The following is a 26,280-nucleotide window of genomic DNA, read 5'->3' as shown; positions in this document are numbered from 1 at the left end:
CTCGAAGGAAGCGCAAGCGCCTTGAGAACTCCACACAGGGAACTGCCGGTAACCCGTGGTCCGCCTGCCCGAAGGGGTCGGAAACAAGGCGGAGAAGACCGGCGTGCCCCGTACGGCAACCCGATCGGTTCGAGTCCGGTCCGGGGCACTTCGGCCGCTGCTCAGTGGCCGCGCCGCGTGTGACACGCGGCTTTCTCCAACAACGGCGCGCACCCCCGGAGGGCCAACTCCGGGGGTGCTGTTCGGGCCGTTCCACCGCTGAGAGGAACACGACCCAATGGAGCACATCGTCACTGTTCAGGACGCTGTTACCGCGTTCGCCGACTTCATGGAGCCGACGAACGCGGAGCTGGACGCGATCGAGCGGGAGATGCCCGTCATCCTGGCGGACGTCGACCTGCTGGACGCGCACATCACCACCCTGGACCGCACGCCGACCGAGCTGGACAACCGGCGCATCCGCCGGGCCCGCCGCCGCGCGCTCGCCGCCCGCGTCGCGCTGCTCAATCTGGCGGCCGGCGCGAGCGTGCCGGGAGGTGCGGCGTGAGGACGCTGACCGCACAGATGTCGAGCACCGGCCAGGCGTGGCGCCTGTATGTCGTGCTGTACGGGGTGCCGGACTGGCCCACGTTCCGGTGGGAGCGGTCCGGGCCGGTGCCGACCGTGGCGGAGCGGCGGCGCGCGCTGGCCGCCCTCGGCTACGAGGTGGTGCCGGGCGCGGTGTGGTCCTGGACGGAGGACAGCCGGGTCCCCGACGACGACTCCACCCCGGTTGTGCTGATCGCGTCCGTCGTGGTGCGCGGTCGGGACGGGGGCACCGCATGAACACCAAGACCGTTCTTCCGGCCGTCGCGATGACGGCTGTGTCCATGGTGCTCACCCTGGCCGTGGTCGTGATGTGGCTGGGCACGGCGGTGCCGTGGCCGGTCGCCGTGGTCGTCGGTCTCGGCATCGATGGCGGATGGCTGGCCACCCTCGCCTACGAACGCCGCCTCGCCGCGCAAGGCGACCACAACACGGCCGTGACCGCCATCGGCTGGTCCTTCGGCCTGATCGCCACCGGCGTCCTGGTCACGCACGCCCTGACCGCCGACCACTCCACCGGGGCATGGCTGGCCGTGGCGTGGCTGCCGATCGCCGCCAAGGCCCTCTGGCTCGTGCACGGGTTGTGGGAGCGCACCGCGCTCACCCCGGTCGCCCTGGACGCGATCCGCGGTATCCAGCAGGAGGCCCGCGACGAGGCGGCCGTGGCCCGCGCCCGCCTGCGGGCGGAAGCGGCCACCGAGGAGACCCGGCTGACGGCCGTGACGGAGGCCGGGGCCCGCGTCGCCCGCGTCCAGGCACGGACCGCACAGACCCTCGCCGGGGCGTGGTCGACGCTGGAGACGGCCCGCCAGGGTGAGGACACCAGCAGGGCGCTGACCAGCGTGACGACCCGCGTCACACCCGGTGTCACACCCCGCTGGGAACTGCCGGTGTGGGGGCCGACCGAACCGGTTGCGGCACTGCCGTGGGAGGCCGGTCCGGCGCTCACCGATGACGCGTTGGACGTCATCGTCGACGAGATCCGCCGCAGCGAAACCCCGGCCCTGTCCTACCGGGAGATGGCCGCCCGGTTCCGGGCCGCCGGTCACTCCGCCTCCGAAGTGCGGTTGCGGGCCGCGTGGAAGCGCGTCGCCTGATCACTACAGGTTGTCGAAGATCCGGGCGACAGCCGACCAGAAGCGAAACCAGCGCCGGTGCCGCTTGCTGCAGTACCACCGCCTGCGCCACCAACCGCGCGGCTGCGGCACCGGCGCATCACACCACCTGCACGGCCGCGTATGGACCGCAGAGTCCCCACCCATGCCGCACACCGTAGCGGCCTCCCCGCGCCCACACGGACTGAAGGAATCGCCTAATGAGCAACGCCGACCTGCGCCGCCTGGACCGCGAGATCCGGGCGACGACGAAGAAGCTGGAGGCCGTGCGGCGGGGCGAGTTGTGGCCGCTGAACGGCCGCGAGCGCCGCGCCATGCTCCGTGCCGCCGCCGGTGGCGCCTACCGCGTGGCCCGTGGCCGCAGCGCCGGCCGCGCGGAGCAGCAGATCGAGTCCACCGGCAGCGCCGCCGAGATACGGCTGACCGCGGAACTGTCCGCGCTGCACGGCGAGCGGCAGCGGCTCATCACCGAGGCCGCCCGCGAAAAGGCCGCCAAGAGGTCGTCCGGCTGGTGGTGACCAGCCCGCCTTTCCCCGCCGGGGTGGCCGCTTCTTTCCACAGGCACGGCCACCCCGGCTCTCCCTCACTCCCGCCCCCGAGGGGGCAGTCAGGAGCAGTTCCAGCATGTCTGAGAACGTCGTTCACCTCCACAAGTCCACCGATCCCCCGGCCGCCGACCCGGCGACCGTAACCACCCTCACCGTCGTCCCCGACGCACCCCCGGCCCGGCCGGTGCCGTTGTGGGTGCGCTCGGGCCGCGTGGTGAAGCGCGCGGTCACGCACGAGGGCACCAAGGCCACCGTCCGGGCGGTCGCCCGGCACGGGATGTACACGTTCAACGGTGGGCGGATCGTGGCCCGCCGCACCTGGGACGGCCGTACCGGATCCCGTTACGAGCGGATGATCCGGGCGGCGGAGGCCGCGGGGAACCTGGAAGCGGCGGAGGAGTGGGAGGAACGGCTGCAGCGCTTCCGCGCCGCCCGCCACCACCGCCGCATGGACCTGCTCCACTCCCCCGTCGACGCCGCCAAGGGCGTCGCCGTCGGCGCCGGCATGAGCGTCAGCCTGCTGGTCGCCCTCGGCGTCGTCATGGCGATCAGCACGGAGGACGTCGGGCACGTCGTCACCCCGCTCACGGCAACCATCGACTTCATCGCCCTGCTCATCCGGATCGTGCAGATCGTGTGGGGCCCGGCCCTCACGATCGGCCCGTTCCTTGCCCTACTGGCCCTATGGTCGGTCGGCCGTAAGCAGCACGCCGCACCTCAGTGGGCTCTGCCGGCGAATGTCCGCTCGGACGAGGGTGAGCCGATCACGCCGTCGATCGTGGTCAAGGCTCTGCGCGACCTCGGAGTGCCCGCCCTGGCACGGGCCATCAAGGAGATGGGCGACGCCGGCGCGTCCATGCTCGGACCCATCACCATCGCCGGATGCGGGGTCGAAGTCGACGTGACCCTGCCCTCAGGGGTGTCGACCAACGAGGTGCAGAACAAGCGCCGCAAGCTCGCCGAGAACCTCACCCGGCACGAGCACGAGGTGTTCATCACCATCCCCACCGCCGCCCGCACGGTCCGGCTGTGGATCGCCGACTCCGGCGCCCTGGATGAGCCGATCGGGCCGTCGCCGCTGGTCACCGACGAGACGATGACCGCCGACTACACCAAGGGAAAGGCCCCGTGGGGTCAGGACCTGCGCGGCGACGCCGCCGCCCTGTCCCTGTATCAACGGCACCTGCTCATCACCGGCCTGTCGAACCAGGGCAAGACCGTGGCCCTGCGCTCACTGGCCCTGTGGCTGTCGCTGGACCGGTCGGTGCAGTTCCTCATGGGTGACCTCAAGGGCGTGGGCGACTGGGCCATGTTCGACGGCCTGGCCACCACCTTGATCCAGGGGCCGACGGATGAGCACGTGATCCAAGTGACCGAGATGGTCGAAGGCGCCGTCGACGAGATGAACCGCCGCATCCAGGCCCCGCCCGGCACCACCTTCCCGCCGCTGATCGTGCTGGTCGACGAGGCGCAGGTGGCGTTCATGTGCCCCGCCAAGGACGCCGACAAGCGCCCCTACGGCGGCTCCAAGGCCAACTCCCGTTACTTCATGGCCGTCCGCAAAATCCACAACCAGGGGCGGGCGGTGAACGTGCTGATGTGGCAGGGCACCCAGGACCCCACCAACGAGAACCTGCCCAAGCTCGTGCGCGAGGGCGCCCACACCCGCGCCTCCCTCGCCCTGGGCACCGAGTCGCAGGCCCGCATGGCGCTCGGGGACAAGGCCGTCGACGGGGGCGCCGCACCGAACCTGCTGCGGCCCGGTCTGGATCGGGGAACCCTGGTCGTTGCCTCCGATGGGATCACCATCCCGGCCGGGCAGTCGTCCATCACGGTGCGCACGCACTACATCGACGACGACGCCGCCACCGCGATCACCGACCGGGCCAAGGCCCTGCGCGACGGCGTCACCACCCTGCACACCATCGACCACAGCGCGGACCACGAGCCGCTCGCCGACATCGCCGCCGTCATCGGCGACGCACCCCGCGTCCGCACCAAGGACGTCCTCGCCCGGCTCGCCGCCCGCAACGCCGGCGCCTACGGCGGCTGGTCGTTCCTCGACCTCAAGCGCGTCCTGGACGACGCCGGCGCGGGACCGTACAAGTCCGACGGGGTCATGGTCGTCTCCCGCGACCGGGTGGCCCGCGCCCTCGCCGACCGCGACACCGAGGGTTCCGCTTCCGCCGACTGACGACAGGGAGTCGACCCGCGACGGGTCAGGGAGACAGGGAGAACTCCCTGACCCCCTCCCTGACCCGCCTCCCTGGCCCTGACCTGCACGAATGATCGTCCGGGGAGTCAGGGAGGCACGCAGGTCAGACCCCCGAAAACCCCCTCCACACGGCACCCCGAAGGGGGTGTCGCTGCCTCCCTGGCCTCGCGCCGGAAGGGATTCCGCATGTACCCCGAACCCGCCCATCACGCGCCCACCGAACGGGCCGTGACCGCCTACCAGCCCACCCCGCTGCCGCCCACCATCGTCCACCCGGCGCCGGTCGTCCCCGTCCAGCCGGGCACCGTTCCGGCGGTCGCGAGCATCGTCCTGCCGGACGGCCGGATCGTCACCGGCTACGCCATCGACGCCGTTCGCCCGGAGCCGGTCACCGCGAAGCCGGCCGTCTCGCGGACAGCGGTGAACGTCGCCCTCGGGGGCATCGGCTTCCTCGCGGTGTGCGGCGGACTACTGCTGCTCACCTCGTTCATCGCCGCCCTGACCGCGTTCATCGGCCAGCTCATCACCCTCGCCGCCGTCATCTTCGGCGGCTGGATCGCCGTCCAGGTCCTCAGCGCGAGCGGCCACCGCGGCGGCACCACGGTCAACATCCGCCGAGCCGTGATCAAGCGCAACCACTTCCACGGCTAGCTACGCCAAGGGCGGCCCCCGATTCCGCCAAGAACACCGGGGCCGCCCCTGTCCACCAGCCATCCAACTGACCTGTGGAGGTCTCCCAGCATGACCCAACCCACCACCATCCGGCGAGTGCCCGGCCCACAGCCGCGGCTGCCCGAACCCCTGCGGACCGCACTGGAGCTGGCTGCTACCGGGGTGCCGGTGCTGCCCCTGCGCCAGGGGAAGGTGCCGTTCGGCAACTGCCACCAGTGCGCGGGCAATGCGTGCGGCGGTCGGCCGAACATGAAGAGCGCGGGCCCGTGCCGGTGCCCCGGCGTCTGCCACGCGTGGGCCGCCGCCACCACCGACCCGGCCGTCCTCACCTCCCCGGCCTGGACGGCCGCATGGCAGCGGGCCGTCTCCGTCGCCTACCACCCCGGCGGCGCCGGCCTGACCGTGGTGGACCTGGACGACGCGGGCGCCATCGCCTGGGCCCGCAAGACCCTGCCTGCCACGCGGACCGTGGCGACAACGCGCGGTGAGCACTGGATCTACCGGGGCACCATGACGTCACACAACGCGGTGCGTCCCGGCGTCGACATCAAGTCGACCATTTCCTACGCCCGTTACCTCGGACCCGGCGCCGGCACCATGACCGTCCTGCCGGACGTCGTCCGCGCGCTGGCCACCAAGGATCACTCCCCGGTTCGGCCGGCACTGCAGACCGTCGCCACGCCCGCACGGTCTGAGGGTGGGGAGTGCCCGCACCGCACACCCGCCTATCTGGAGCGAGGCATCGCCATGGCGGAGCAGCGCATCACCGAGGCCCGCAGTGCGGTCCACGCGACCGTGTACCGGACGTTCCTCGCCGTGCTGTCCCGGCACGGCCGGTGCGGCTGCTTCACCGACGCCCACATGACACGGCTGTTCACCGCCGCGCAGGCCAAGGGCGAGACCCTGCGGCACTGCACCGAAGCGTGGACCAACGCCCGCACCACGTTGGGACTGTGACCATGTCCGACGACGACAAGACTCCAGCCCGCGAAGTCATCGCCGACTACGCGCAGGCGCACTTCCGGTACTTCCGCACCGCCGACGGGACCGTGTACGCGCAGAGGAACGGCCACCCCGTGGCCCGTCCGATCCGTTCTCAGGGCACCTCGGGCAGTCACCGGCAGGAACTCATGGTCGGCCTGTTCAACGACGGGCACGGCGTGTTCAACGGCACTGCCTTGAAGGAGGCATTGGACTTGATCGAGGCACTGGCGATGAGCCAGCAAGTACAGGCCGTCCACATCCGCGTCGCTCCCGGCTTCGACGGCGCGACGTGGCTGGACCTGGGCCGCGACGACGGGCGGTCGGTCCGTATCCATCCCACCGGTTGGGACATCGCCATTCCCGACCCGCGTGAGGTGTGCTGGCGCCGTACCCAGCTCACCGGGGAACTGCCCCTGCCCGCCAAGGACACCAACGGCAAGGGCATCGACGCCCTGCTGCGGCTGTGCAACTTCGCCACCGCGGAAACCGAGTGCCTGGCCATCGCCTGGCTCATCGGCTGCCTCGAGCCGTCCGTGCCCGTCCCCGCCCCCTTCCTCACTGGCCCCCAGGGCGCGGGGAAGTCCACCGGCGGCCGGATGCTCGTGCGGATCATCGAGGGCATGACCGGCGACCTGCGCCGGGCACCGAAGGACGAGGAGAACCTGATCGCGGCCGTGGCCGCCGGATGGGTCACCGCCCTGGACAACCTCTCTCACCTCGCCCCGGATCTGTCCGACCTGATGTGCTGCATCGTCACCGGAGCCGAGACCATTAAGCGCGCCCTCTACACCGACGGCGACGTCGTCCGCGCCCGCTACCGTCGCCCCCTGCTCCTGACCGGCATCGACGTGGGCGTCATCCGGCCCGACCTCGCCGAACGCCTTCTCCCGCTCCGCCTGGAACGCCCCCACACCCGGCGCACCGAAGCGGAGTTGTGGGCGGAGTTCGAAGAAGCCCTGCCCGTGATCCTGGGCTCCCTCCTGGACCTCACCGTGCAGGTGCGCGCGGCAGATGCAGACATCCCCACCGACCTACGCATGGCCGACTTCGCCCACCTGTGCGCGCAGCTGGACGCGGCGACCGGTCTCGGAGCGCTGGGCGCCTACCGGGCCGCTCTGGACGACCTGAACGACGACGTCATCGAGGGCGACCTACTGGCGCAGACCGTGCTGAAGCACGCCGCGGGCCTGGACGCCGGGGCAGAGCAGCGGATGACGTCCACCGAGTGGCTGCACTGCCTCACCGGCCTCTACAGCGGTGAGGAGTGCCGTCCCCTGCCCAAGGGGTGGCCGACCACGGGCAAGGTGCTCTCGGACCGCCTCAAGCGCCTTCAACCCACCCTCGCCGCCCGCGGCGTCCTCATCGACTGGGGCCGCACCAGCACGGCCCGCTACATCGAGATGACCCGGCCCCCGGCCCCGCCGCCCCCGCACGAGCAGGCACCGGCGTTCTGACCGGCGGAACCACGCCCCTGCACAAGCAAGAGGAGCACCCCCGCCCGGCGTGCTCCTCTTGCTGTTCGGCGGCGCAGCCGCCCTGCGATGGTCGCGCCGCGAAGCGGCTCCTTCTTCTCGCTTGAACCGCGCACCACAACAGACACTCCCCTTCTCTTGTCCGAAGGAAAGGGACGCTGCGTCACCTGCGTCACCCGAAGACGGCAAGCGCCCGGCGACCTGCCGTTACAGCCGTGACGCAGGTAGGCGAATGCTGCGTCATCACGCGTCACCCGCGTCATCTGGTGACAAAGGCCTGCGTCACCAGATGACGTGCCCAAGGGCCCTGCGTCACCGCGAGACCGCAGGTCAGAGCAACGCGTGTCACAGGTGACGCGATGACGCAGAATTCCGCACCTCGGACGGAGGCGGCCATGCCCTCCCCGCTTGGAGTCCCTATGGCACAGCCGACAGCCCCCGACCCCCGCGCCGCTCTCCGAGGCGGTCTCCCCGACCGGTACCTCACCCCCGCCGACATCGCCGAGATGTTCGAGGTGCCCCTGGAGACCGTCTACCAGTGGCGCAAGAAGCGCACCGGCCCACCCGGCTTCCGCATCGGCAAGCACCTCCGCTACGACCCCGCCGACGTACGCGCCTACGTCACCGGCCTCAAGAACAGCGCCACCGCCGCCTAGCCAGACACCACCGCAGACAGCAGGGAGAGCCGCCGTGCGCGGCTCTCCCTGCTGCGTGTTGAGAGGACCGCCGCCACATGGCAGGCCACATCCAAGACCGCTGGTACAAGACCGAAACCGACGCCACCGGGAAGCCCGTCAAGGCCAAGACCGACCGTCACGGAACGGGCCTCCGCTACCGCGCCCGGTATGTCGGCCCGGACGGCACCGAGAAGAGCAAGTCGTTCCGTGACAAGGAACTGCGGCTCGCCAAGCAGTGGCTCGCGCACATCGAGGCGGACATGTCCCGCGGTCAGTACGTCGACCCCCGAGCCTCCCGGACGACGTTCCGGCAGTACGCGGAACGCTGGGTGCAGACGCACACCGGCGAGATCAACAGCCGTGAAGCCGCGGAGCGTCGGCTCCGGCTGCACGCCTACCCCCACATCGGTTCGCGCCCCCTCGGCTCGTTCAAGCCCGAGCACATCCGCGCCTGGATCGCCGCCCTTGAAGCCACGGTGCCGGCGGAGTCGCACCGGCGCATCATCGTGGGCACCGTTTCCGCGGCGCTGAGTGCGGCGGTCGACGATGGGCTGCTAACCAAGAACCCCTGCCGCGCCCGCACGGTGCAGCTCCCGAAGGCCGGCAAGCCGCGCGTCATCCCGTGGACGGCAGAGCAGGTCTTCGGCGTACGCGCCGCCCTCCCCCGGCGCTTCCAGGCCGCCGTCGATGCCGGGGCAGGATGCGGACTGCGACAGGGCGAGATCTTCGGTCTGGCCATTGACGAACTCGACCTCGAGGGCGGATGGCTGGCCGTTGGCCACCAACTCAAGCGCATTCGGGGCAAGTACGTGTTCGCCCTCCCCAAGGGCGGCAAGGTCCGGGACGTGCCGCTTCCCAAGGCTGTGGCGGCCGTTCTCCGGGCCCACTCCAAGGAGTGCGAGCCGATCGACGTGACACTTCCCTGGCGCACGCCTGACGGCCCTCTCGTGACCAAGCGGCTCATCTTCAGCGGAGTCGAGGGCAACCACGTACGCGTGAGCGTCTTCAACGATCACCACTGGAAGCCCTCCCTGGCCGCCGCCGGCATCATCCCCGAGGCGAAGCCGGGCGAACGCTACGCGTCCGCACGCGAGCACGGGATGCACGCGCTCAGGCACTTCTACGCCTCCGTGCTGCTGGACGCCGGCGAGAACATCCGGGCCCTGAGCCAGTACCTCGGTCACAGCGATCCGGGGTTCACGCTCCGGACGTACACGCACCTGATGCCGAGCAGTGAGGGGCGCACCCGGAAGGCGGTCGACAGCCTCTATCTGGCGTCGAATCCTCAAGATCACGGCCCAGGGACGGCCCAAGCCGCCTGATCCGGCCCCGGCCAGAGACGAACGTCCTGGTCGGGGCCCTACGGGGCCGGATCGCGCGAACTTCATCTACTTCTGGCCCATCTACACGGGAACGCCCATCCCGATAGACGACTGGCGGGCGCGGATGTGGCTGGACACTTGGGTTTGAGCCGTTCCGGTGTCCGGACGGATCTCTGTTCGGACACCAAACGGAAACAGCCGCCCCGGTCGTCACCCCCTGCGCATAGAGTGCTCACTCACCGGGCTTTTTGAACACGTTCATAAGACGTGGGGGGTCCGGCGGAGGGGGAGCGTCCGATGGGCAAGGGGGTCAAGGCCGCCGTCGTCGGCGGTGTGTTCGCGGTGATGCTGGGCGGGGCCGGGTACGGCGCCTACAACATCGTGTCGGCCGTGAGCGGTGGCGGTGGTGGTGGTTCGAGCGCCGCGGGGACGAAGGAGACCGGGCCGCCGGACGAGGGGGAGGTCGAGGAGACCACCAGGAGTTTCTTCGCGGCCTGGGAGAAGGGGGAGGCGTCACAGGCGGCGTCGTACACGAACAACGCGCAGGAGGCCGGCGCGCTGCTGACGGCGTACGGCGACGACGCGCACATAGGTGAGGTCGGCATCACGCCCGGCAGGGCCACCGGCACCACCGTGCCCTTCACGGTGAAGGCGACCGTCACCTTCGACGGGAAGTCCGAGGCGCTGAGCTACGAGAGCGCGCTGACCGTCGTGCGCGGGAAGACCACCGGGCGGGCACTGGTCGACTGGCAGCCGTCCGTCGTCCACCCGGATCTGAAGGAGGGCGACACACTCGTCACCGAGGAGTCCGCGCAGCCGCCCATCGAGGCGGTGGGCCGGAACGGCACGGTGCTGACGAAGGAGGAGTACCCCTCGCTCGGGCCGATCCTGGACACCCTGCGCCAGAAGTACGGCGAGAAGGCGGGCGGCACCCCCGGTGTCGAGCTGGTGATCAGGCACTCCGCGGACACCACGGGCGAGCCGGCCGCCGACACTCCGCTGCTGACCCTCGCCGAGGGCGAGCCGGGCAAGCTGCACACCTCCCTCAGTGCCACGGCTCAGGCCGCGGCCGAGAAGGCGGTGAAGCAGTACCCCGAGTCGTCGGTGGTGGCGGTCAAGCCCAGCACGGGTGAGGTGCTGGCGGTGGCCAACCACCGCGACGACGGGTACAACGCGGCCTTCCTGGGCCAGGTCGCCCCCGGCTCCACCATGAAGATCGTCACCGCCGCCACGCTCATCGACAACGGCGTGGCCTCGATGAACGACCCGGCGCCCTGCCCGTCCACCGCGATCATGCGGAGCCAGACCTTCAAGAACATCACCGGCATGAAGCCGAACGAGGGCGCCAGCCTCGCCAACAGCTTCCTGCGCTCCTGCAACACGGCCTTCATCAAGCTCATCGACGAGGAGCCGCTCACCGACGCCTCGCTCACCCAGGAGGCGCAGGAGCGGTTCGGGCTCGGCCGCAACGACTGGAAGACCGGCATCGACTCCTTCGACGGCAGCGTTCCCGCCGTCGCCGGACCGGACCGCGCGGCGAACGCCATCGGCCAGGGCCAGGTGCAGATGAACCCGCTGAACATGGCCTCCGTGACGGCCACCGCCATCACCGGCACCTTCCGCCAGCCGTACCTGGTCCCCTCCGACCTGGACGGCCGGCAGTTCGCGCAGGCCAAGGGGCTCCCGGCGGGCACCGCCTCCCAGCTCAGGCAGATGATGCGGCTCACCGCCACCCAGGGCACCGCCCAGGAGGCCATGGCCGGGCTCGGCGGTGACATCGGCGCGAAGACCGGTTCCGCCGAGGTCGACGGCAACGCCACCTCCGACAGCTGGTTCACCGGTTTCCGGAACGACGTCGCGGCGGCGGCCATGGTCCAGCAGGGCGGTCACGGCGGCGACGCGGCCGGGCCGATTGTCGCAGCCGTGCTACGAGCGGCCGGCTGACCGCGCCGGGCGCGCGGTAGGACTCTAGTGTGGTGGCCGTCGTTGGCACACGTGAGCACCACGAGGGCCACGGGGAGCCCGGCGGACAGCGGAGGAACGGGAAGCAGTGGGGAACAGAAGGAACGCCGCCGAGGGGCGGAAGACACGGCCCGTCGTGCTCGGCGGAGTGATCGCCGTGGTCGTCGGCGGCGCCGGGTTCGGCGCCTACGCGCTCCTCGGCGGCGGTGCCGCCGAGGACGGCACGCGGACGTCGTCCGCCGCGCAGGCGGAGAACGTCAGGACCGGGCCGCTGTCCGCCGCCGAGGTCACCGGCACGGCCGAACGCTTCCTCACCGCCTGGCAGTCCGGGAAGGTGAAGGAGGCCGCCGCCGCCACCGACGACCCCGAGGCCGCGACCGCCCTGCTCACCGCCTACGCCGAGGACGCCCGGATCACGGACGTCGCCCTCACCGCCGGCACCCGCGCCGGCGGCAAGGTCCCCTTCGCCGTCAAGGGCACGGTGTCGTACGAGAACGCCGGCAAGCCACTGGCGTACGACAGCGCGCTGACCGTCGTACGCCGGGCCGGGGACGGTGAACCGCGGGTGGCCTGGCAGCCGGCCGTGGTGCATCCCGAGCTCAAGGACGGCGACAAGCTGGTCACCGGCGAGGCGGGCACCCCGCCCGTCAAGGCGCTGGACCGGGACGGCAACGAGCTGACCACCGCCGCGTACCCCTCCCTGGGGTCGGTGCTGGACGGGCTGCGCGAGAAGTACGGCGAGAAGGCGGGCGGCGAGGCCGGCGTCGAGCTGCGGATCGTGCGCGGCAAGGAGTCGAAGAAGGCCGAGCTGTCCGACAAGACCCTCCTCGAGCTGAGCGAGGGCACGCCCGGCACGGTGAAGACCACGCTGAGCCCGTCCCTGCAGGCCGCCGCCGAGGCACAGGTGGCGCGGAAGGAGCGGGCGTCGGTGGTGGTGCTGCGCCCGTCGACCGGCGAGATCCTGGCGGTGGCGAACTCCTCGCACGGGTTCAACACCGCGTTCTCGGGTTCGCTGGCCCCGGGTTCCACGATGAAGGTGATCACCTCCTCGCTGCTGATCGAGAAGGGCCTCGCCTCGATGGACGAGCAGCACCCGTGCCCGAAGTACTTCACCTACGGCGGCTGGAAGTTCCAGAACGACGACAAGTTCGAGATCAAGGACGGCACGTTCAAGGCGAGCTTCGCCCGCTCCTGCAACACGGCCTTCATCAGCCAGGCGCCCGAGCTGGCGGACGACGACCTGACCAAGCAGGCCCAGCAGGTCTTCGGGCTGTCGATGAACAACTGGCAGGTCGGCGTGCCGACCTTCGACGGCTCGGTGCCGGTGCAGTCGAAGGCCCCGATGGGGGCCTCCCTGATCGGTCAGGGCGGGGTGCGGATGAACCCGCTGAACATGGCGTCGGTGTCGGCGACGGTCCAGTCGGGCGTCTTCCACCAGCCGTACCTGGTCTCCCCGGAGGTCGACGGGCGGAAGCTCGCGACGGCCTCGCGCACCATGTCGGCCGGCACGCTGGCGCAGCTTCGGGAGCTGATGTCGTACACCGCCTCCTACGGCACCGCCGCGGAGGCGATGGCCGGGGTGAGCGGGCAGAAGGGCGCGAAGACCGGGTCGGCCGAGGTCGACGGGCAGAAGAAGCCCAACGGCTGGTTCACCGCGTACCGCGGGGACCTGGCGGCCGCGGGTGTGGTCCAGCAGGGCGGTCACGGCGGTTCGACGGCCGGACCGATCGTGGCGGCACTGCTGGAGAGCGCCGGCTGAGCCGGCCGAGAGGCCGCCGAGAGGTCAGTGCGGGACGGGTTCGGCGGCGGCCGCGTAGGTCCGCCGCAGGAACCGGGTCAGGGTCTTGGTCTCGAACTGCACCACCGACACGCCGCCCTGCGCGGTGTGGAACTCGACCACGGTCTGGACCCGGCCGCACGGCCACACCCGTATCTCGCCCCGGCCCGCGGGGGCGCGCAGGCCCCGCTCCAGCAGCTCCCGGTCGACGGTCCACTCGCGGGGCGGGGCGCCCGGAAGCGCCATGCGGACACAGCGGGGGTCCTGTTCGGGGTCGTAGCGCAGTACCACGGGTACCGCTCCGCGGTCCTCTTCCAGGACGTCGGTGACGATGTGGGCTCGCGCGTACTGCTCGACTACGGACATCGGGTGGGCCCCTTACGCTGCGTGAATCTGCATGAAAGGCGTGCAATCCGTATACCCACCCCCCGTCCCATCGTGCACCCGATCCGGAATTCGCGCGTCCGAGAGGCGCATATCACAGCCGAGCTATGCGTGAGGTAAAACAATCGGCTCGCTCTTGCGCAGCGTTTGCAACAGGCCACATCATCGAGTCCGTGCACGCACCTGACGGATTCATCAACGCCCCCGTGTCCGCCGCGGTCGGAGTGGTCGCCGCCGGCGCCATCGCCGTGAGCCTGCGCGGCGCCCGCCGCGAACTCGACGAGCGCACCGCGCCCCTGGCCGGACTGGTGGCGGCGTTCATCTTCGCCGTGCAGATGCTGAACTTCCCCGTCGCGGCGGGAACCAGCGGCCATCTGCTCGGCGGCGCCCTCGCCGCGATCCTCGTCGGCCCCTTCACCGGGATCCTGTGTGTCTCCGTCGTCCTGCTGATGCAGGCCGTCCTCTTCGCCGACGGCGGGCTGACCGCGCTCGGCGTGAACATCACCGACATGGCGATCGTCACCACGGTCGTCGCCTACGCGCTCTTCCGCGGCCTGGTGAAGGTGCTGCCGCGCACCCGCCGCTCGATGACCGCCGCGTCCTTCGTCGCCGCCCTGGTCTCCGTCCCGGCCTCCGCCGTCGTCTTCACGCTGCTCTACGCGATCGGCGGCACCGCCGACGTCTCCCTCGGCAAGGTCGCCACCGCCATGGTGGGCGTGCACGTCCTCATCGGCATCGGCGAGGCCGTGATCACCGCCCTGACCGTCGGCGCGGTCATCGCCGTCCGCCCGGACCTGGTGCACGGGGCGCGCGGCCTGACGCGGAAGCTCAAGCTGCGGGTGAACGGCGAGCTGGTCGACGCCCCGGACGCCTCGGAGCCGGAGCCCGTCCCCGCCCGCTCCCCGCGCAAGGTGTGGATCACCGGCCTGGTCACCTCGCTGGTCCTCGCCGGGTTCGTCAGCTTCTACGCCTCCGCCGACCCGGACGGCCTGGAGAAGGTCGCCACCGACCACGGCATCGACGAGAAGGCCGAGGAGCACGCGATCGCCGACTCCCCGCTGGCCGACTACGGCGTCGAGGACGTCGACGACGCCCGCCTCTCCGGCGGTCTGGCCGGTGTGATCGGCGTGGGCGTGACGGTCGTCGCGGGCACCGGCGTGTTCTGGGTGGTCCGCAGGCGCCGTAGCAGCGAGGAGGCCGAGGCCGTCTCCCCCACCGGCACGAGCGTCTGACGTGGGAGCCGGCCACGCCCACAGGCTCTACCGGCACGGGCACTCCCCCGTGCACGCCCTGCCGCCGCACACCAAGCTCGCCGCGGTCTTCGCCTTCGTCCTGGTCGTGGTGTCCACCCCGCGCGAGGCGATGTGGGCGTTCGCGGTGTACGCCGGACTGCTCGCCCTCGTCGCGTACGCCGCCCGCGTCCCGGCCGGCTTCCTGCTCAAGCGGCTGCTGATCGAGGTCCCGTTCGTCGCCTTCGCCGTCCTGCTGCCGTTCGTGGCGGAGGGCGAGCGGGTCGACGTCCTCGGGCTGTCGCTGAGCGTGAACGGACTGTGGGGCGCCTGGAACGTGCTGGCCAAGGGCACCCTGGGCGTGGCCGCCTCGGTCCTCCTCGCCTCCACCACCGAGCTGCGCGAACTCCTGCTCGGCCTCCAGCGGCTGAGGCTTCCGCCGCTGCTGGTGCAGATCGCCTCCTTCATGGTCCGCTACGGCGATGTCATCACCGACGAGATGCGGCGCATGCGGATCGCCCGCGAGTCCCGCGGCTTCGAGGCACGCGGGGTGAAGCACTGGGGTGTGCTCGCCAAGTCGGCGGGCGCGCTGTTCATCCGCTCCTACGAACGCGGCGAGCGCGTGCACCTGGCCATGGTGAGCCGCGGTTACGCCGGTTCCATGCCGGTGATCGACGAGGTGACCGCGGACCGGGCGCAGTGGTCGTACGCTCTCGCCCTCCCCTCGGCCGCCCTCGTCGTCTGTCTGCTGGGATGGACCTTGTGAGTACTGCTTCCCTCGAGGTCTCCGGCCTCGCCTTCGCCTACCCCGACGGCCACCAGGCCCTGTTCGGCGTCGACTTCTCCATCGCGCGCGGCGAGCGGGTCGCGCTGCTCGGCCCGAACGGCGCCGGCAAGACGACCCTCGTCCTCCACCTCAACGGCATCCTGACCGGCGGTACCGGCACGGTGACGGTGGCCGGCCTCGAGGTCGGCAAGCGGCACATGGCGGAGATCCGGCGCCGGGTCGGCATCGTCTTCCAGGACCCGGACGACCAGCTCTTCATGCCGACGGTGCGCGAGGACGTGGCGTTCGGTCCGGCGGCGGCCGGGCTCCGGGGGGCCGAGCTGGAGGAGCGGGTGGACCGGGCGCTGGGCCTGGTCGGCATGGCGGAGTTCAAGGACCGCCCGCCGCACCATCTCTCCTTCGGCCAGCGGCGCCGGGTGGCCGTGGCGACCGTACTGGCGATGGAGCCGGAGATCCTGGTCCTGGACGAGCCGTCCTCCAACCTGGACCCCGCCTCCCGCCGCGAACTCGCCGACATCCTGCGCTCCCTGGACGTCACCGTCCTGATGGTCACCCACGACCTGCCCTACGCCCTCGAACTGTGCCCGCGCTCGCTGATCCTCAGCGACGGCGTGATCGCGGCCGACGGCACCACGGCCGACCTGCTCGCCGACGACGGGCTGATGCGCGCACACCGGCTCGAACTGCCGTACGGCTTCGATCCGCGCTCGGTGCCGGCCGCGCCCGGCCGTTCGTAACGATCGCGCACGGCCGCCTCCGCCCAGGAATCGCAGGCGGACCGGCACTGTTGCACGCACTGTCACAGGCGAGTGGAAGGACCGAGGGACGTGGACGTGCACGGCACGGTGGCCGGGGGGTTCGAGCCGGTCCGGGAGGCGTTCGCGCGGAACTTCGAGGCGCTCGGGGACCGGGGCGCGGCCGTCGCCGTGTACCGGGACGGACGCAGGGTCGTCGACCTGTGGGCCGGGGTGAAGGACGTCGACGGCACCGGGCCCTGGGAGCGGGACACCGCGCAGGTCGTGCGCTCGGCGACCAAGGGCGTCGCCGCCGCCGTACTCCTGCTGCTGCACCAGCGCGGCGAGCTGGACCTGGACGCGCCGGTCGGCCACTACTGGCCGGAGTTCAAGGCGCACGGCAAGGAGCGGCTGCTGGTCCGGCACGTGCTGAACCACCGCGCGGGGCTCCCCGTCCTGGACCGTCCGCTCACCCTGGACGAGGCGGCCGACCCCGTGCGGGCCGCCGAGGCGGTCGCCGCGCAGGCCCCCGCATGGGAGCCGGGCACCGGCCACGGCTATCACGCGCTGACCTACGGCTGGCTGGTCGACGAGCTGGTGCGCCGCGTGACCGGCCGGGGTTCCGGCGAGTGGATCGCGTCGGAGATCGCCGCTCCACTGGGCCTGGACCTGTGGGTGGGACTGCCGGACGCGCAGGCCCACCGCGTCGGCACGGTCGGCAGGATCGAGGGGCCCGATCCGTCCGGGACGCTCCGCGCCCGCCCCAAGCGCTCGGTCACCGACGCCTACGCCGACCCGTCCTCCCTCACCCGCCGCGCCTTCGCGGCGATCACCCCCTTCCCGGACCAGAACGCCCCGGTGTTCCGCGCGGCGGCCCTGCCCGCCGCCAACGGGATCGCGACGGCGGACGGACTGGCGCGCTTCTACGCGTCACTGACCGGCCCGGTCGACGGCGTACGCCTCCTCGACCCGGCCACCGTGGAACTCGCCCGCGCCGAGGAGTCGGCCGGCCCCGACCGGGTGCTGGTCGTGAACACCCGCTTCGGGCTCGGCTACATGCTGCACGGCGGCGCCTCCCCCCTCCTGGCCCCGGGCTCCTTCGGCCACCCCGGCCGCGGCGGCTCCCTCGGCTTCGCCGACCCGGAGTCGGGCATCGCCTTCGGCTATGTCACCAACGGCTTCCGCAGGACGGTGACGGCGGACCCCAGGGCCCAGGCGCTGATACGGGCGGTACGGCAGGCTCTTTCAGCCTAGACGTGGATCGGGTGCGAGATGCGGCCCGACGCGTCGTCGATCTCACCGTGCGCCTTGGTCAGCATCTGCATGGCGAGTTCGTTCAGCGCGCGTGCGCCGGCGATCTCCTCCCCGACCCGTGGCTGATTGGAGTCGGTGTGGTGCCGGTTGGCGTGGCCGTTGGCCCGCACCTCGGACCCGTCGGGCAGCCGGACCAGCGCGGCGGCGCGCGTCTGCCGGTCGTCCTCCTCGAACTCCAGGTCCACGTGCCATCCCACTGCGGTGTGCGTCATGAGGATCACCTCCGGAATATCTAATTCCAGGGTGCCCCCCACACCGCGCCTGTGCACCCGCCCGTGTCTGACAGAAACGCGGCGGCCGGTTCAGGCCACGGTGTACTCCGCGTCCCCGAAGTCCGCGACCACACGGAGTCGGCCCCCGAGTGCTTCCACATAGGCCCGGAGCGTCGCGACCTCGGCCCGGTCCAGCTCGCCGTGCTCGATCGCGGAGACACGAGGTGCCGAAACCCCCATGGACGCAGCGACCTGGCGCTGGGTCAACGCCTGGTCACGCCGGACCTCTGCCAGCTTGAAAGCGCGCACCTCAGCGGTCAGCCTGTCCATGGCAGCCTGCTTTTCCTCAGCCGAACGCACCGACAGCCCAGCGGCCTCACGCCGTTCGCGGGCCTTGCGCTTGGCCTCCTCCCAGCCGACCGTTCTCATTCGTACTCCCTGGTTTCAAGATCGGTGACATGCATGCGGTAGCGCTCCTCGGCGACCGGAATGTTGATGTCGTACCAACGCTGCCAGTTTCCGGACTTGTCACCGGCCACCAGAAGCACCGCCCGACGCACCGGGTCGAAAGCGAAGAGAATCCGGACCTCGCTGCTTCCGGACGATCCCGGTCTCAGCTCTTTCAAGTGATGGTTGTCGGCACCCTTGATCCGGTCGACCAGCGGACGACCGAGCGTCGGGCCCGTGGCCGCCAGCATGTCGATGGCGTCCTCCACCTGCTCTGCACTGTCCCAGTCCTCTTCGGCCAGCGCTTCGAACCACGCTGCGACCTCCGCGACGAGGACCACTTTCCATTGAGCCACGGGCCTGATGTTAATGCAAGCGTTAACATCAGGCCCGATCCTGAACGAGGCAGGCCGGGCGGGGAGACCGAATCATCCAGCGCGCCCGCACACGTTCCCGGGGCGACCGAGAGCGCCAACGACAACGAGCCGATGTGTACACATGGAACACCATGTACTTTTGGTGCATGACGCAGATGCCCATAGAGTCCATCCGTGATGTGCGCGCCCACCTGGCCGAGGTGGTCGAGCGGGCCGACCGTGACGACACGCCCACGGTCATCACCCGGCGTGGCAGGCAGGTGGCCGCGGTCGTGTCGATAGAGGTCCTTCGCAGGTACCAGGAATGGGAAGAGCGCGAGATCAACCGGATCATCGACGAGCGCATGGCGAATCCGGCGGCCGGCATCCCGATCGAGGACGTCATGAGGGAGACGCTGGAGCGCGGTGAGTAACACGTATCGCACCGTCTTCCGGCCGGAGGCTCAGGCGGAGCTGCGCAAGATCCCCCGGGACATGGCGCTCCGGATCCTGGTCAAACTGACGGAACTGGAGACCGACCCGCTCGGCTTCCACACCACGGCGCTCGTCTCCCGGCCGGACCGGCGCCGGCTCCGTGTCGGCGATTACCGCGTCATCTACACGGTCGACAAAGGAGAGTTGGTGGTCTGGGCCGTTCACGTCGGACATCGCTCCACGGTATACGGCACCTGACACGGAGTCCCGGAACTCCCGCGGAAGGAAGCCGGTGAGGGCGCCCCGTCCCCACGGAGCCCTCACCGGCTGGTTCTGCGTTCGTTCAGGCCGTCAGGCCCGTACGAGTTCCCGGTCCTCGTCCTTCCTGTCGTCGTCCGTGCGCAGGCCCTCGCCCTCGACGTCCACGTTGGGCAGGATCCGGTCCAGCCACTTCGGCAGCCACCAGGCCCGCTTGCCGAGCAGCGCCAGCACCGCCGGGACGATCGCCATGCGGACGACGAACGCGTCGAAGAGGACGGCGACCGCGAGGCCGAAGCCGATCATCTTGACCATCGCCTCGCTGGAGCCGATGAAGCCGGAGAACACGGCCATCATGATCACCGCGGCGGCGGTCACCACCCGGGCGCTGTACTTGAAGCCGGTCACCACGGCCTGCCCCGGCTTCTCGCCGTGGACGTAGGCCTCCCGGATCCGGGTCACGAGGAACACCTCGTAGTCCATGGCCAGTCCGAAGACCACGCCGACCATGAAGATCGGCATCATCGACATGATCGGGCCGGTCTCCTCGACGCCCATCAGGCCGGACAGCCAGCCCCACTGGTAGACCGCGACGACCGCGCCGAGGGCCGCGAGGACCGACAGCAGGAAGCCGAGGGCGGCCTTCAGCGGGACCAGGATCGACCGGAAGACGACGATCAGCAGCAGGAACGCCAGACCGACCACCAGGACCAGATACGGCACCAGCGCGTCGTTGAGCTTCTGCGAGACGTCGATGTTCATGGCCGTGGAGCCGGTGACCAGGACGTCGGCGCCGGTGTCGGCCTTGATGTCCGCGCCGGTGTCACGGATGTCGTGCACCAGGTCCTCGGTGGTCACCGAGGAGGGCTTGGAGTCGGGGACGACGGTGATCGTCGCCGTGTCGCCGGCCTTGTTGGGGGCGGCCGGGGCGACGTTCACGACGTTGTCGAGGCCCTTGATGTCGTCGCCGGCCTGCTTGAAGACGGCATCCGGGTCGTCGCTGTTCTTGGCGTCGACCACGACCACCAGCGGGCCGTTGAAGCCGGGGCCGAAGCCCTCGGAGAGCAGGTCGTAGGCGCGACGCTGGGTGGTGGACGTCGGCTGCGAGCCGTCGTCGGGCAGACCCAGTTCCAGTGAGGCCGCCGGGACGGCCGCGGCACCCAGGCCGACCACGCCGAGCAGCAGCACGGCCAGCGGACGGCGCACGACGAAGCTGGCCCAGCGGGTGCCCATGTTCGGGCGCTGCGGCTTCTTCGCGGCGCGGCCCCCGCCGAGCAGCTTGCTCTTCTCACCGGCGGGGCGGACCCGGCGGCCGGCGTAGCCGAGCAGGGCGGGGACCAGGGTGAGGGCGATCAGGACCGCGATGGCGACCGTGCCTGCGGCGGCGATGCCCATCTTGGTCAGCATCGGGATGTTGACGACGGACAGACCGACCAGGGCGATCACGACGGTGAGGCCGGCGAAGACCACGGCGGAGCCCGCGGTGCCGACGGCCCGGCCGGCCGCTTCCTCGCGCCCGCGGCCCTCGGCCAGTTCGGCCCGGTAGCGGGAGACGACGAACAGCGCGTAGTCGATGCCGACCGCGAGGCCGATCATCGAGGCCAGGATGGAGGTGGTGGAGCCGAGGTCCAGGGTGCTGGCCAGCGCGGTGATACTGGCCACGCCGATGCCGACGCCGACGATCGCGGTGAGCAGCGGCAGCCCGGCCGCGAGCAGCGAGCCGAAGGTGATGACCAGGACGACCGCGGCGACGCCGATGCCGATGATCTCGGCGGCACCGGTGTGCGGGACGGCCTGGAGGGCGTCACCGCCGATCTCCACGGTCAGCCCGGAGTCGCGGGCGTCCTCGGCGGCGCCTTCCAGGGCGTCGCGGGAGGAGTCCTCCAGCTCCATGCCGGAGACCTTGTAGCTCACCGAGGCGTAGGCGATGGTGCCGTCCTGGCTGACGCCGCCGCCCTGGTACGGGTCGGTGACGCGGGCGACCTCGGAGCCGTCGGAGAGCTCGTCGACGGTCTTCCGGACGGTCGCCTTGTTGTCGGCGTCGGTCATCTTCTCGCCGTCCGGCGCCTTGAAGACGACACGTGCGGTCGCTCCGTCGGCGCTGGAGCCGGGGAAGCGTTCTTCCAGCAGGTCGAAGGCCTTCTGGGCCTCGGTGCCGGGGATGGAGAAGGACGAGTTGCCGGCCGCCGGGGCGCCGGCCGCGCCGACGCCCGCGAGCGCCAGCAGCGCCACCCAGATGAGGGCTACGAGATGCCGTCGCCTGAAGGCGAACCGGCCGAGTCGATAGAGGAAAGTGGCCACGAGGGCGTACTCCCGGTCAGGTCGTGGTTGCTTCGGGGCAGGTGTGATCAGCCCGACGACGTGAGCGGTGACGTCAGGTGGTGACGGCTGACCGTGGGGACGGTCAGTGAGGGGTCACGCCGAGGGCGGGGAGCACCACGGCGTCGATGTACGAGGTGAGGAACTCCCGCGTGGGCGGCAGGTCGTCGATCAGCGTCCGGGTGGCGAACGCGCCGACGAGCATGTGCACCATGTAGTCCAGCGCCGGGTTGTCCGGGCTGATCTCGCCCCGGTCGACCGCGCGCCGGATCATCCGCCGGAACTCCTCCATCTCCGGTTCGACCAGGAGCTCCTTGAACGCCTGGCGGAGATCGTCGTTCATGTGCACGGCCATGGCGAGCGCGCGCATCAGGGCGGCGTTCTGCTCCATGACGCAGTCGTCCTCACGGCCGACGACGGCGTGCAGGTCGCCGCGCAGGGACCCGGTGTCGATGTCGGCGATGCCGCCCGGCTTCTGGCTGCGCATCGCCCTCACCACCAGCTCGGCCTTGCCGCCCCACTGACGGTAGAGGGTGGCCTTGCTGGACCGGGTGCGGGCGGCCACGGCGTCCATGGTGACGGCGTCGTAGCCGACCTCGCGGAGCAGGGCGAGCACGGCGCCGTACAGCTCGGCCTCGCGCTCGGGGGTGATCCGGCTGCGACGCGTCGTCGCTACTTCACTCATACCGCTCACCTTTCCGCTCCGGTGCCCACCGCGTCAAAGAAACGACACGGTTTCGTACAAGACGAAGGTACTCCACCCCCTAGCGAAACGAAACGGTTTCGTTCGTGGTCTGCGTCACGGTTGTCGGTTACTTATAAGTTGCCGGGCCCGGGACCCCGGCAAAGCATGGGAAAGGTGAGCTATCTGCGTCTGCCCCACCTCAAGGACGACCTGCTGTGCTTCGTGGCCGAGGACGACCTCTGGCTCGCCCCGCTCGACGGACCGGGCCGCGCCTGGCGGCTCACCGTCGACCGCACCAAGCTCGGCCACCCCCGCTTCTCCCCCGACGGCCGCCACATCGCGTACACGAGCTGGCGCAGCCTCGACCCCGAGGTGCACCTGGTCCCGGTGGACGGCGGACCGGGCCGGCGCCTCACCTACTGGGGCAGCTCCGACACCCGGGTCTGCGGCTGGGCACCCCCCGACGAGGACGGCCACGCCGAGATCCTCGCCGTCGCCTCGCACGGCGAGCCCTTCTCGTACTTCACCTGGGCCTACAAACTCGCCTGTGACGGCAGCCCCGGCCGCAAACTGCCCTGGGGCCCGGTCTCCGACATCCAGGTCGCCGACATCGAGGGCGAGCGGAAGTCGCTGCTGCTCACCGGCACCCCGCCGCACGAACCCGCCTCCTGGAAGCGCTACCGGGGCGGCGCCACGGGCAGGCTCTGGCTGCACGGGCACCGGCTCCTCGACGGCCTCGACGGCCATCTGCACTCCCCCATGTTCGTCGCCGGCCGGATCGCCTTCCTCTCCGACCACGAGGGCGTCGGCAACCTCTACTCGTGCGCGTACGACGGCTCCGACCTGCGCCGCCACACCGATCACGACGCCTTCTACGCCCGGCACGCCGCCGGCGACGGCACCCGGGTCGTCTACCAGTGCGCCGGCGACCTGTGGCTCGTGGACGACCTGTCCCCCGGCGCCGCCCCGCGCCGGCTCGACGTGACGCTGAGCGGGCCGCGCTCCGGGCGGCGCCCCTACCAGGTGCCCGCCTCCCGCCACCTCGACGGCATCTCGGTCGACGAGACCGGCCGCGCGAGCGCCGTCGTCGTACGCGGCAGCCTGTACTGGCTCACTCACCGCGACGGTCCCGCGCGCACCCTCACCGACACCCCGGGCGTACGGGTCCGGCTCCCGGAGACGCTCGGCGCGGGCGACCAGGTGGCGTACGTGACGGACGCCGAGGGCGAGGACGCCGTCGAGATCGCCTCCCTGCCCCGGGCCACCGGCCAGCGCGCCCCCCGGCGGCTGGCCGCCGGGAAGCTGGGCCGGGTGCTGGAGATGGTGGCCGACCCCGACGGGCAGCGGCTGGCCGTCGCCGCGCACGACGGACGGCTGCTGCTGGTCGACACCGACGAGGAGAGCCAAGGGGAGGTCACCGAGCTGATCCACTCCGGCAACGGGCCGGTGCGCGACCTCGCCTTCTCCCCCGACGGGGCCTGGCTGGCCTGGTCCCACCCGGTGATCGGGCGGTCGCTGCGGCAGATCAAACTCGCCCGGATCAAGGACCGGCTGGTGCTCGACGTCACCAACGGCCGTTTCGAGGACGAGAACCCGGTCTTCACCCTCGACGGCCGCTATCTCGCCTTCCTGTCCTGGCGCGGCTTCGACCCGGTGTACGACGTGCACACCGGCGACCTGTCGTTCCCGCTGGGCTGCCGCCCGTATCTGGTGCCGCTGTCGTCGGCGACCCCCTCCCCGTTCGCCCTGAACCCCGAGGGCCGTCCGGCCGCCGGCGGGCTGGACCCGGTCGAGCGCGAGGACGCCGAGGAGGGCGGCGAGGCCGGCACGGTGACCGTCGAGGCGGAGGGCCTGGAGAGCAGGGTCACCCCCTTCCCGGTCTCCGCCTCCAAGTACTCGGGGCTGTACCCGGTCGCGGGCTGCGGTCTCGTCTGGCTGCGCTGGCCGATCTCCGGCGCGCTCGGCGAGACCTTCGCCAACCCCAGCGACACCAGCGGCCGGCCCACGCTGGAACACTTCAACATCGGCAAGGCGAAGAGGTCCGAACTCGTCGGCAACCTCGACTTCTTCGCGGTCAGCGGCGACGGCACCCGGCTGGTCGTGGTCGACGAGGGCGAGCTGCGCGCGGTGCCCGCCACCGAGCCCGGCGACAGCGACTCCACGGTGTGGATCGACGCCCGCCGCATCCTGCACGAGGCCGACCCGGCCGCCGAGTGGCGCCAGGCCTACGCGGAGGCCGGACGGCTGATCCGCGCCTACTTCTGGGAACCCGGCATGGGCGGCATCGACTGGGACGCGATCCTGGAGCAGTACCGCCCACTGGTCGAACGGGTCGCCTCCCCCGACGACTTCGCGGACCTGCTGCGCGAGGTCCTCGGCGAACTCGGCACCTCCCACGCCTACGTCACCGCCGCCCGCCGCAACGAGGGACCCCCGCACTACCAGCGCCGCCAGGGCCTGCTCGGCGCCAACCTCGTCCCCCGCGAAGAGGGGTGGACCGTCAAGCGGATCCTGCCCGGCGACTCCTCCGACTCCCGCGCCCGCTCCCCGCTGGCCGGCACCGGCATCCGCGAGGGCGCGGTCCTCACCCATGTCGACGGCCGCCCGGTGGACCCGGTCGCGGGCCCCTACCCGCTGCTCGCGGGCGCGGGCGGTACGACCGTGGAGCTCACCTTCCTCCCCGCTGAGGGAACGGGCCCGCCCCGCCGGGTCGCCGTCGTCCCGCTCGTCGACGAGACGCCGCTGCGCTACCAGGACTGGGTCGCCAAACGCCGCGCGGTGGTGCGGGAGTTGAGCGGAGGCCGCTGCGGCTACCTCCACATCCCCGACATGGGTGGCTCCGGCTGGGCCCAGTTCAACCGCGACGTGCGCATGGAGATGTCCCGCCCCGCGCTGATCGTGGACGTGCGCGGCAACGCCGGCGGCCACATCAGCGAACTCGTCGTGGAGAAGCTGACCCGCACCATCATCGGCTGGGACCTCACCCGCGACGCCCAGCCCGTGTCGTACGCCTCCAACGCCCCGCGCGGACCGCTCGTGGCGCTCGCGGACGAGGCGACCAGCTCCGACGGCGACATGATCACCGCCGCGTTCAAGCTGCTGGAGCTGGGCCCGGTGGTGGGCCAGCGCACCTGGGGCGGGGTGGTCGGCATGACCGGCCGGCACCGGCTCGGCGACGGCACGGTGATCACGGTGCCGATGAACGCGGCCTGGTTCGACGCGTACGGCTGGTCCGTGGAGAACAAGGGCGTCACCCCCGACCTGGAGGCGCTGCGCACCCCGCTGGACTGGGCCGAGGGCCGGTACGCGGTGCTCGACGACGCGGTACGGCTCGCCCTGGAGCTGCTGGAGGCCAAACCCCCGGCGACGCCCCCGGCCTACCGCGACCTGCCCGACCGTTCCCGGCCGAAGCTGCCGCCCCGGACGTGAGAAGGGGTGCCCTTCGCCCGGGGCACCCCTTCCGCTTCAGCGCACGACGCGTTCAGACGTCTTCAAGCGTCTTCGATCGTCCTCGGACGTCTTCGGACGTCTTCGCAGCTCGACGTCAGACGTCGTAGTCCTGGTCGAAGCGCTCCTCGGACTCCCGGGACTCCCGCTGACGCTGCTGCTCGTCCATGCCCTCGTCCCGCCGGCGGCCACGGCCCTGCAGCTGCTCCTTGCCCTGCTGGGCACGCTGCTTGGCCTGCTGCTGGAACTGCTCGGACTTCTCCTGGAACTGATCCTTCATACCCATGTGGGTTCACTCCCGTTGTGGGGTGGGGGGAACTTGCCCGATCAGATTCACACGCCCC

At 71.1% G+C, this 26,280-nt stretch carries 26 protein-coding genes; 19 read left to right on the top strand and 7 right to left on the bottom strand.

Going from position 1 to position 26,280, the window contains the following annotated elements:
* The first annotated feature begins 277 nt into the window (after positions 1-277).
* The 12 genes from ACFV5H_RS17635 (at position 278) to ACFV5H_RS17580 (ending at position 13,311) form a co-directional block, all read left to right on the top strand.
* Positions 278-547, top strand: coding sequence for a DUF6284 family protein (locus ACFV5H_RS17635; RefSeq protein WP_385195650.1), 270 nt, complete (start codon positions 278-280; stop codon positions 545-547).
* The gene (locus ACFV5H_RS17630) at positions 544-825 is read left to right on the top strand and encodes a DUF6303 family protein (protein WP_385195648.1); all 282 of its coding nucleotides are present in this window, start codon (positions 544-546) and stop codon (positions 823-825) included. Before ACFV5H_RS17635 ends, ACFV5H_RS17630 begins: the two co-directional genes overlap by 4 nt.
* The gene (locus ACFV5H_RS17625) at positions 822-1,682 is read left to right on the top strand and encodes a protein spdB (RefSeq protein ID WP_385195646.1); all 861 of its coding nucleotides are present in this window, start codon (positions 822-824) and stop codon (positions 1,680-1,682) included. The genes ACFV5H_RS17630 and ACFV5H_RS17625 overlap by 4 nt, the downstream gene beginning before the upstream one ends.
* A gap of 218 nt (positions 1,683-1,900) precedes the next feature.
* Positions 1,901-2,218 (top strand): hypothetical protein, encoded by a 318-nt coding sequence (locus ACFV5H_RS17620; RefSeq protein WP_385195644.1) that lies wholly within the window; start codon positions 1,901-1,903, stop codon positions 2,216-2,218.
* A gap of 106 nt (positions 2,219-2,324) precedes the next feature.
* The gene (locus tag ACFV5H_RS17615) at positions 2,325-4,442 is read left to right on the top strand and encodes an FtsK/SpoIIIE domain-containing protein (RefSeq protein WP_385195641.1); all 2,118 of its coding nucleotides are present in this window, start codon (positions 2,325-2,327) and stop codon (positions 4,440-4,442) included.
* Between the two features lie 207 nt (positions 4,443-4,649).
* Complete coding sequence (locus ACFV5H_RS17610) at positions 4,650-5,114, top strand: hypothetical protein (protein WP_385195639.1); 465 nt, start codon at positions 4,650-4,652, stop codon at positions 5,112-5,114.
* Positions 5,115-5,204: 90 nt separating this feature from the next.
* Complete coding sequence (locus ACFV5H_RS17605) at positions 5,205-6,092, top strand: bifunctional DNA primase/polymerase (RefSeq protein WP_385195637.1); 888 nt, start codon at positions 5,205-5,207, stop codon at positions 6,090-6,092.
* A gap of 2 nt (positions 6,093-6,094) precedes the next feature.
* Positions 6,095-7,573 carry an ATP-binding protein gene (locus ACFV5H_RS17600; RefSeq protein ID WP_385195731.1) on the top strand — a complete coding sequence of 493 codons (1,479 nt, stop codon included), beginning with the start codon at positions 6,095-6,097 and terminating at the stop codon, positions 7,571-7,573.
* Positions 7,574-8,010: 437 nt separating this feature from the next.
* Positions 8,011-8,247, top strand: a complete 237-nt coding sequence (locus ACFV5H_RS17595; protein WP_385195634.1) for a helix-turn-helix domain-containing protein — start codon at positions 8,011-8,013, stop codon at positions 8,245-8,247.
* Positions 8,248-8,324: 77 nt separating this feature from the next.
* Positions 8,325-9,590, top strand: coding sequence for a tyrosine-type recombinase/integrase (locus ACFV5H_RS17590; protein WP_385195631.1), 1,266 nt, complete (start codon positions 8,325-8,327; stop codon positions 9,588-9,590).
* A gap of 297 nt (positions 9,591-9,887) precedes the next feature.
* Positions 9,888-11,534 (top strand): penicillin-binding transpeptidase domain-containing protein, encoded by a 1,647-nt coding sequence (locus ACFV5H_RS17585; protein ID WP_385046628.1) that lies wholly within the window; start codon positions 9,888-9,890, stop codon positions 11,532-11,534.
* A 106-nt stretch (positions 11,535-11,640) separates the two neighbouring features.
* Positions 11,641-13,311 (top strand): penicillin-binding transpeptidase domain-containing protein, encoded by a 1,671-nt coding sequence (locus ACFV5H_RS17580; protein WP_385046631.1) that lies wholly within the window; start codon positions 11,641-11,643, stop codon positions 13,309-13,311.
* Positions 13,312-13,335: 24 nt separating this feature from the next.
* Here the strand turns inward: ACFV5H_RS17580 and ACFV5H_RS17575 are convergent, their stop codons facing one another.
* Positions 13,336-13,695 carry an SsgA family sporulation/cell division regulator gene (locus tag ACFV5H_RS17575; protein ID WP_385195629.1) on the bottom strand — a complete coding sequence of 120 codons (360 nt, stop codon included), beginning with the start codon at positions 13,693-13,695 and terminating at the stop codon, positions 13,336-13,338.
* A 191-nt stretch (positions 13,696-13,886) separates the two neighbouring features.
* Between ACFV5H_RS17575 and ACFV5H_RS17570 the strand changes: the two genes are divergently transcribed.
* The 4 genes from ACFV5H_RS17570 (at position 13,887) to ACFV5H_RS17555 (ending at position 17,717) form a co-directional block, all read left to right on the top strand.
* Positions 13,887-14,945 (top strand): energy-coupling factor ABC transporter permease, encoded by a 1,059-nt coding sequence (locus tag ACFV5H_RS17570; RefSeq protein ID WP_385195626.1) that lies wholly within the window; start codon positions 13,887-13,889, stop codon positions 14,943-14,945.
* Between the two features lies 1 nt (position 14,946).
* Positions 14,947-15,708, top strand: a complete 762-nt coding sequence (gene cbiQ, locus ACFV5H_RS17565; protein ID WP_385046639.1) for a cobalt ECF transporter T component CbiQ — start codon at positions 14,947-14,949, stop codon at positions 15,706-15,708.
* Positions 15,696-16,466: an energy-coupling factor ABC transporter ATP-binding protein gene (locus ACFV5H_RS17560; RefSeq protein ID WP_385195624.1), complete on the top strand. Its 771-nt coding sequence runs from the start codon at positions 15,696-15,698 to the stop codon at positions 16,464-16,466. The genes cbiQ and ACFV5H_RS17560 overlap by 13 nt, the downstream gene beginning before the upstream one ends.
* 90 nt (positions 16,467-16,556) lie before the next feature.
* On the top strand, positions 16,557-17,717 hold the full coding sequence (locus tag ACFV5H_RS17555; RefSeq protein ID WP_385195621.1) for a serine hydrolase domain-containing protein: 1,161 nt from the start codon (positions 16,557-16,559) through the stop codon (positions 17,715-17,717).
* Here ACFV5H_RS17555 and ACFV5H_RS17550 read toward each other — a convergent pair.
* The 3 genes from ACFV5H_RS17550 to ACFV5H_RS17540 form a co-directional block, all read right to left on the bottom strand.
* Complete coding sequence (locus ACFV5H_RS17550) at positions 17,714-17,989, bottom strand: DUF1876 domain-containing protein (RefSeq protein ID WP_385046648.1); 276 nt, start codon at positions 17,987-17,989, stop codon at positions 17,714-17,716. The genes ACFV5H_RS17555 and ACFV5H_RS17550 overlap by 4 nt on opposite strands.
* Before the next feature lie 90 nt (positions 17,990-18,079).
* Positions 18,080-18,418, bottom strand: coding sequence for an XRE family transcriptional regulator (locus ACFV5H_RS17545; protein ID WP_385046651.1), 339 nt, complete (start codon positions 18,416-18,418; stop codon positions 18,080-18,082).
* Positions 18,415-18,801, bottom strand: coding sequence for a type II toxin-antitoxin system RelE/ParE family toxin (locus tag ACFV5H_RS17540; RefSeq protein ID WP_385046865.1), 387 nt, complete (start codon positions 18,799-18,801; stop codon positions 18,415-18,417). The genes ACFV5H_RS17545 and ACFV5H_RS17540 overlap by 4 nt, the downstream gene beginning before the upstream one ends.
* A 158-nt stretch (positions 18,802-18,959) precedes the next feature.
* Between ACFV5H_RS17540 and ACFV5H_RS17535 the strand changes: the two genes are divergently transcribed.
* Both ACFV5H_RS17535 and ACFV5H_RS17530 read left to right on the top strand, forming a co-directional pair.
* Positions 18,960-19,226 (top strand): type II toxin-antitoxin system Phd/YefM family antitoxin, encoded by a 267-nt coding sequence (locus tag ACFV5H_RS17535; protein ID WP_385046654.1) that lies wholly within the window; start codon positions 18,960-18,962, stop codon positions 19,224-19,226.
* The gene (locus tag ACFV5H_RS17530) at positions 19,219-19,485 is read left to right on the top strand and encodes a type II toxin-antitoxin system RelE/ParE family toxin (protein WP_385046657.1); all 267 of its coding nucleotides are present in this window, start codon (positions 19,219-19,221) and stop codon (positions 19,483-19,485) included. Before ACFV5H_RS17535 ends, ACFV5H_RS17530 begins: the two co-directional genes overlap by 8 nt.
* A gap of 93 nt (positions 19,486-19,578) precedes the next feature.
* On the opposite strand, the gene ACFV5H_RS17525 is transcribed toward ACFV5H_RS17530, so the two are convergent.
* The gene (locus tag ACFV5H_RS17525; protein WP_385195619.1) at positions 19,579-21,786 is read right to left on the bottom strand and encodes an MMPL family transporter; all 2,208 of its coding nucleotides are present in this window, start codon (positions 21,784-21,786) and stop codon (positions 19,579-19,581) included.
* Between the two features lie 103 nt (positions 21,787-21,889).
* On the bottom strand, positions 21,890-22,489 hold the full coding sequence (locus ACFV5H_RS17520) for a TetR/AcrR family transcriptional regulator (RefSeq protein ID WP_385046663.1): 600 nt from the start codon (positions 22,487-22,489) through the stop codon (positions 21,890-21,892).
* Positions 22,490-22,663: 174 nt separating this feature from the next.
* Here ACFV5H_RS17520 and ACFV5H_RS17515 point away from each other — a divergent pair, with 174 nt between their 5' ends.
* Positions 22,664-25,918 (top strand): S41 family peptidase, encoded by a 3,255-nt coding sequence (locus ACFV5H_RS17515; protein ID WP_385195617.1) that lies wholly within the window; start codon positions 22,664-22,666, stop codon positions 25,916-25,918.
* A gap of 115 nt (positions 25,919-26,033) precedes the next feature.
* Here the strand turns inward: ACFV5H_RS17515 and ACFV5H_RS17510 are convergent, their stop codons facing one another.
* The gene (locus tag ACFV5H_RS17510; RefSeq protein ID WP_385046669.1) at positions 26,034-26,222 is read right to left on the bottom strand and encodes a hypothetical protein; all 189 of its coding nucleotides are present in this window, start codon (positions 26,220-26,222) and stop codon (positions 26,034-26,036) included.
* Positions 26,223-26,280 lie beyond the last annotated feature (58 nt).

Source organism: Streptomyces sp. NPDC059787, assembly GCF_042732315.1.
GTDB lineage: Bacteria > Actinomycetota > Actinomycetes > Streptomycetales > Streptomycetaceae > Streptomyces > Streptomyces atrovirens.
Note: the sequence above shows the minus strand (reverse complement) of the source record. Positions and strands in the feature narration are given on the sequence as shown.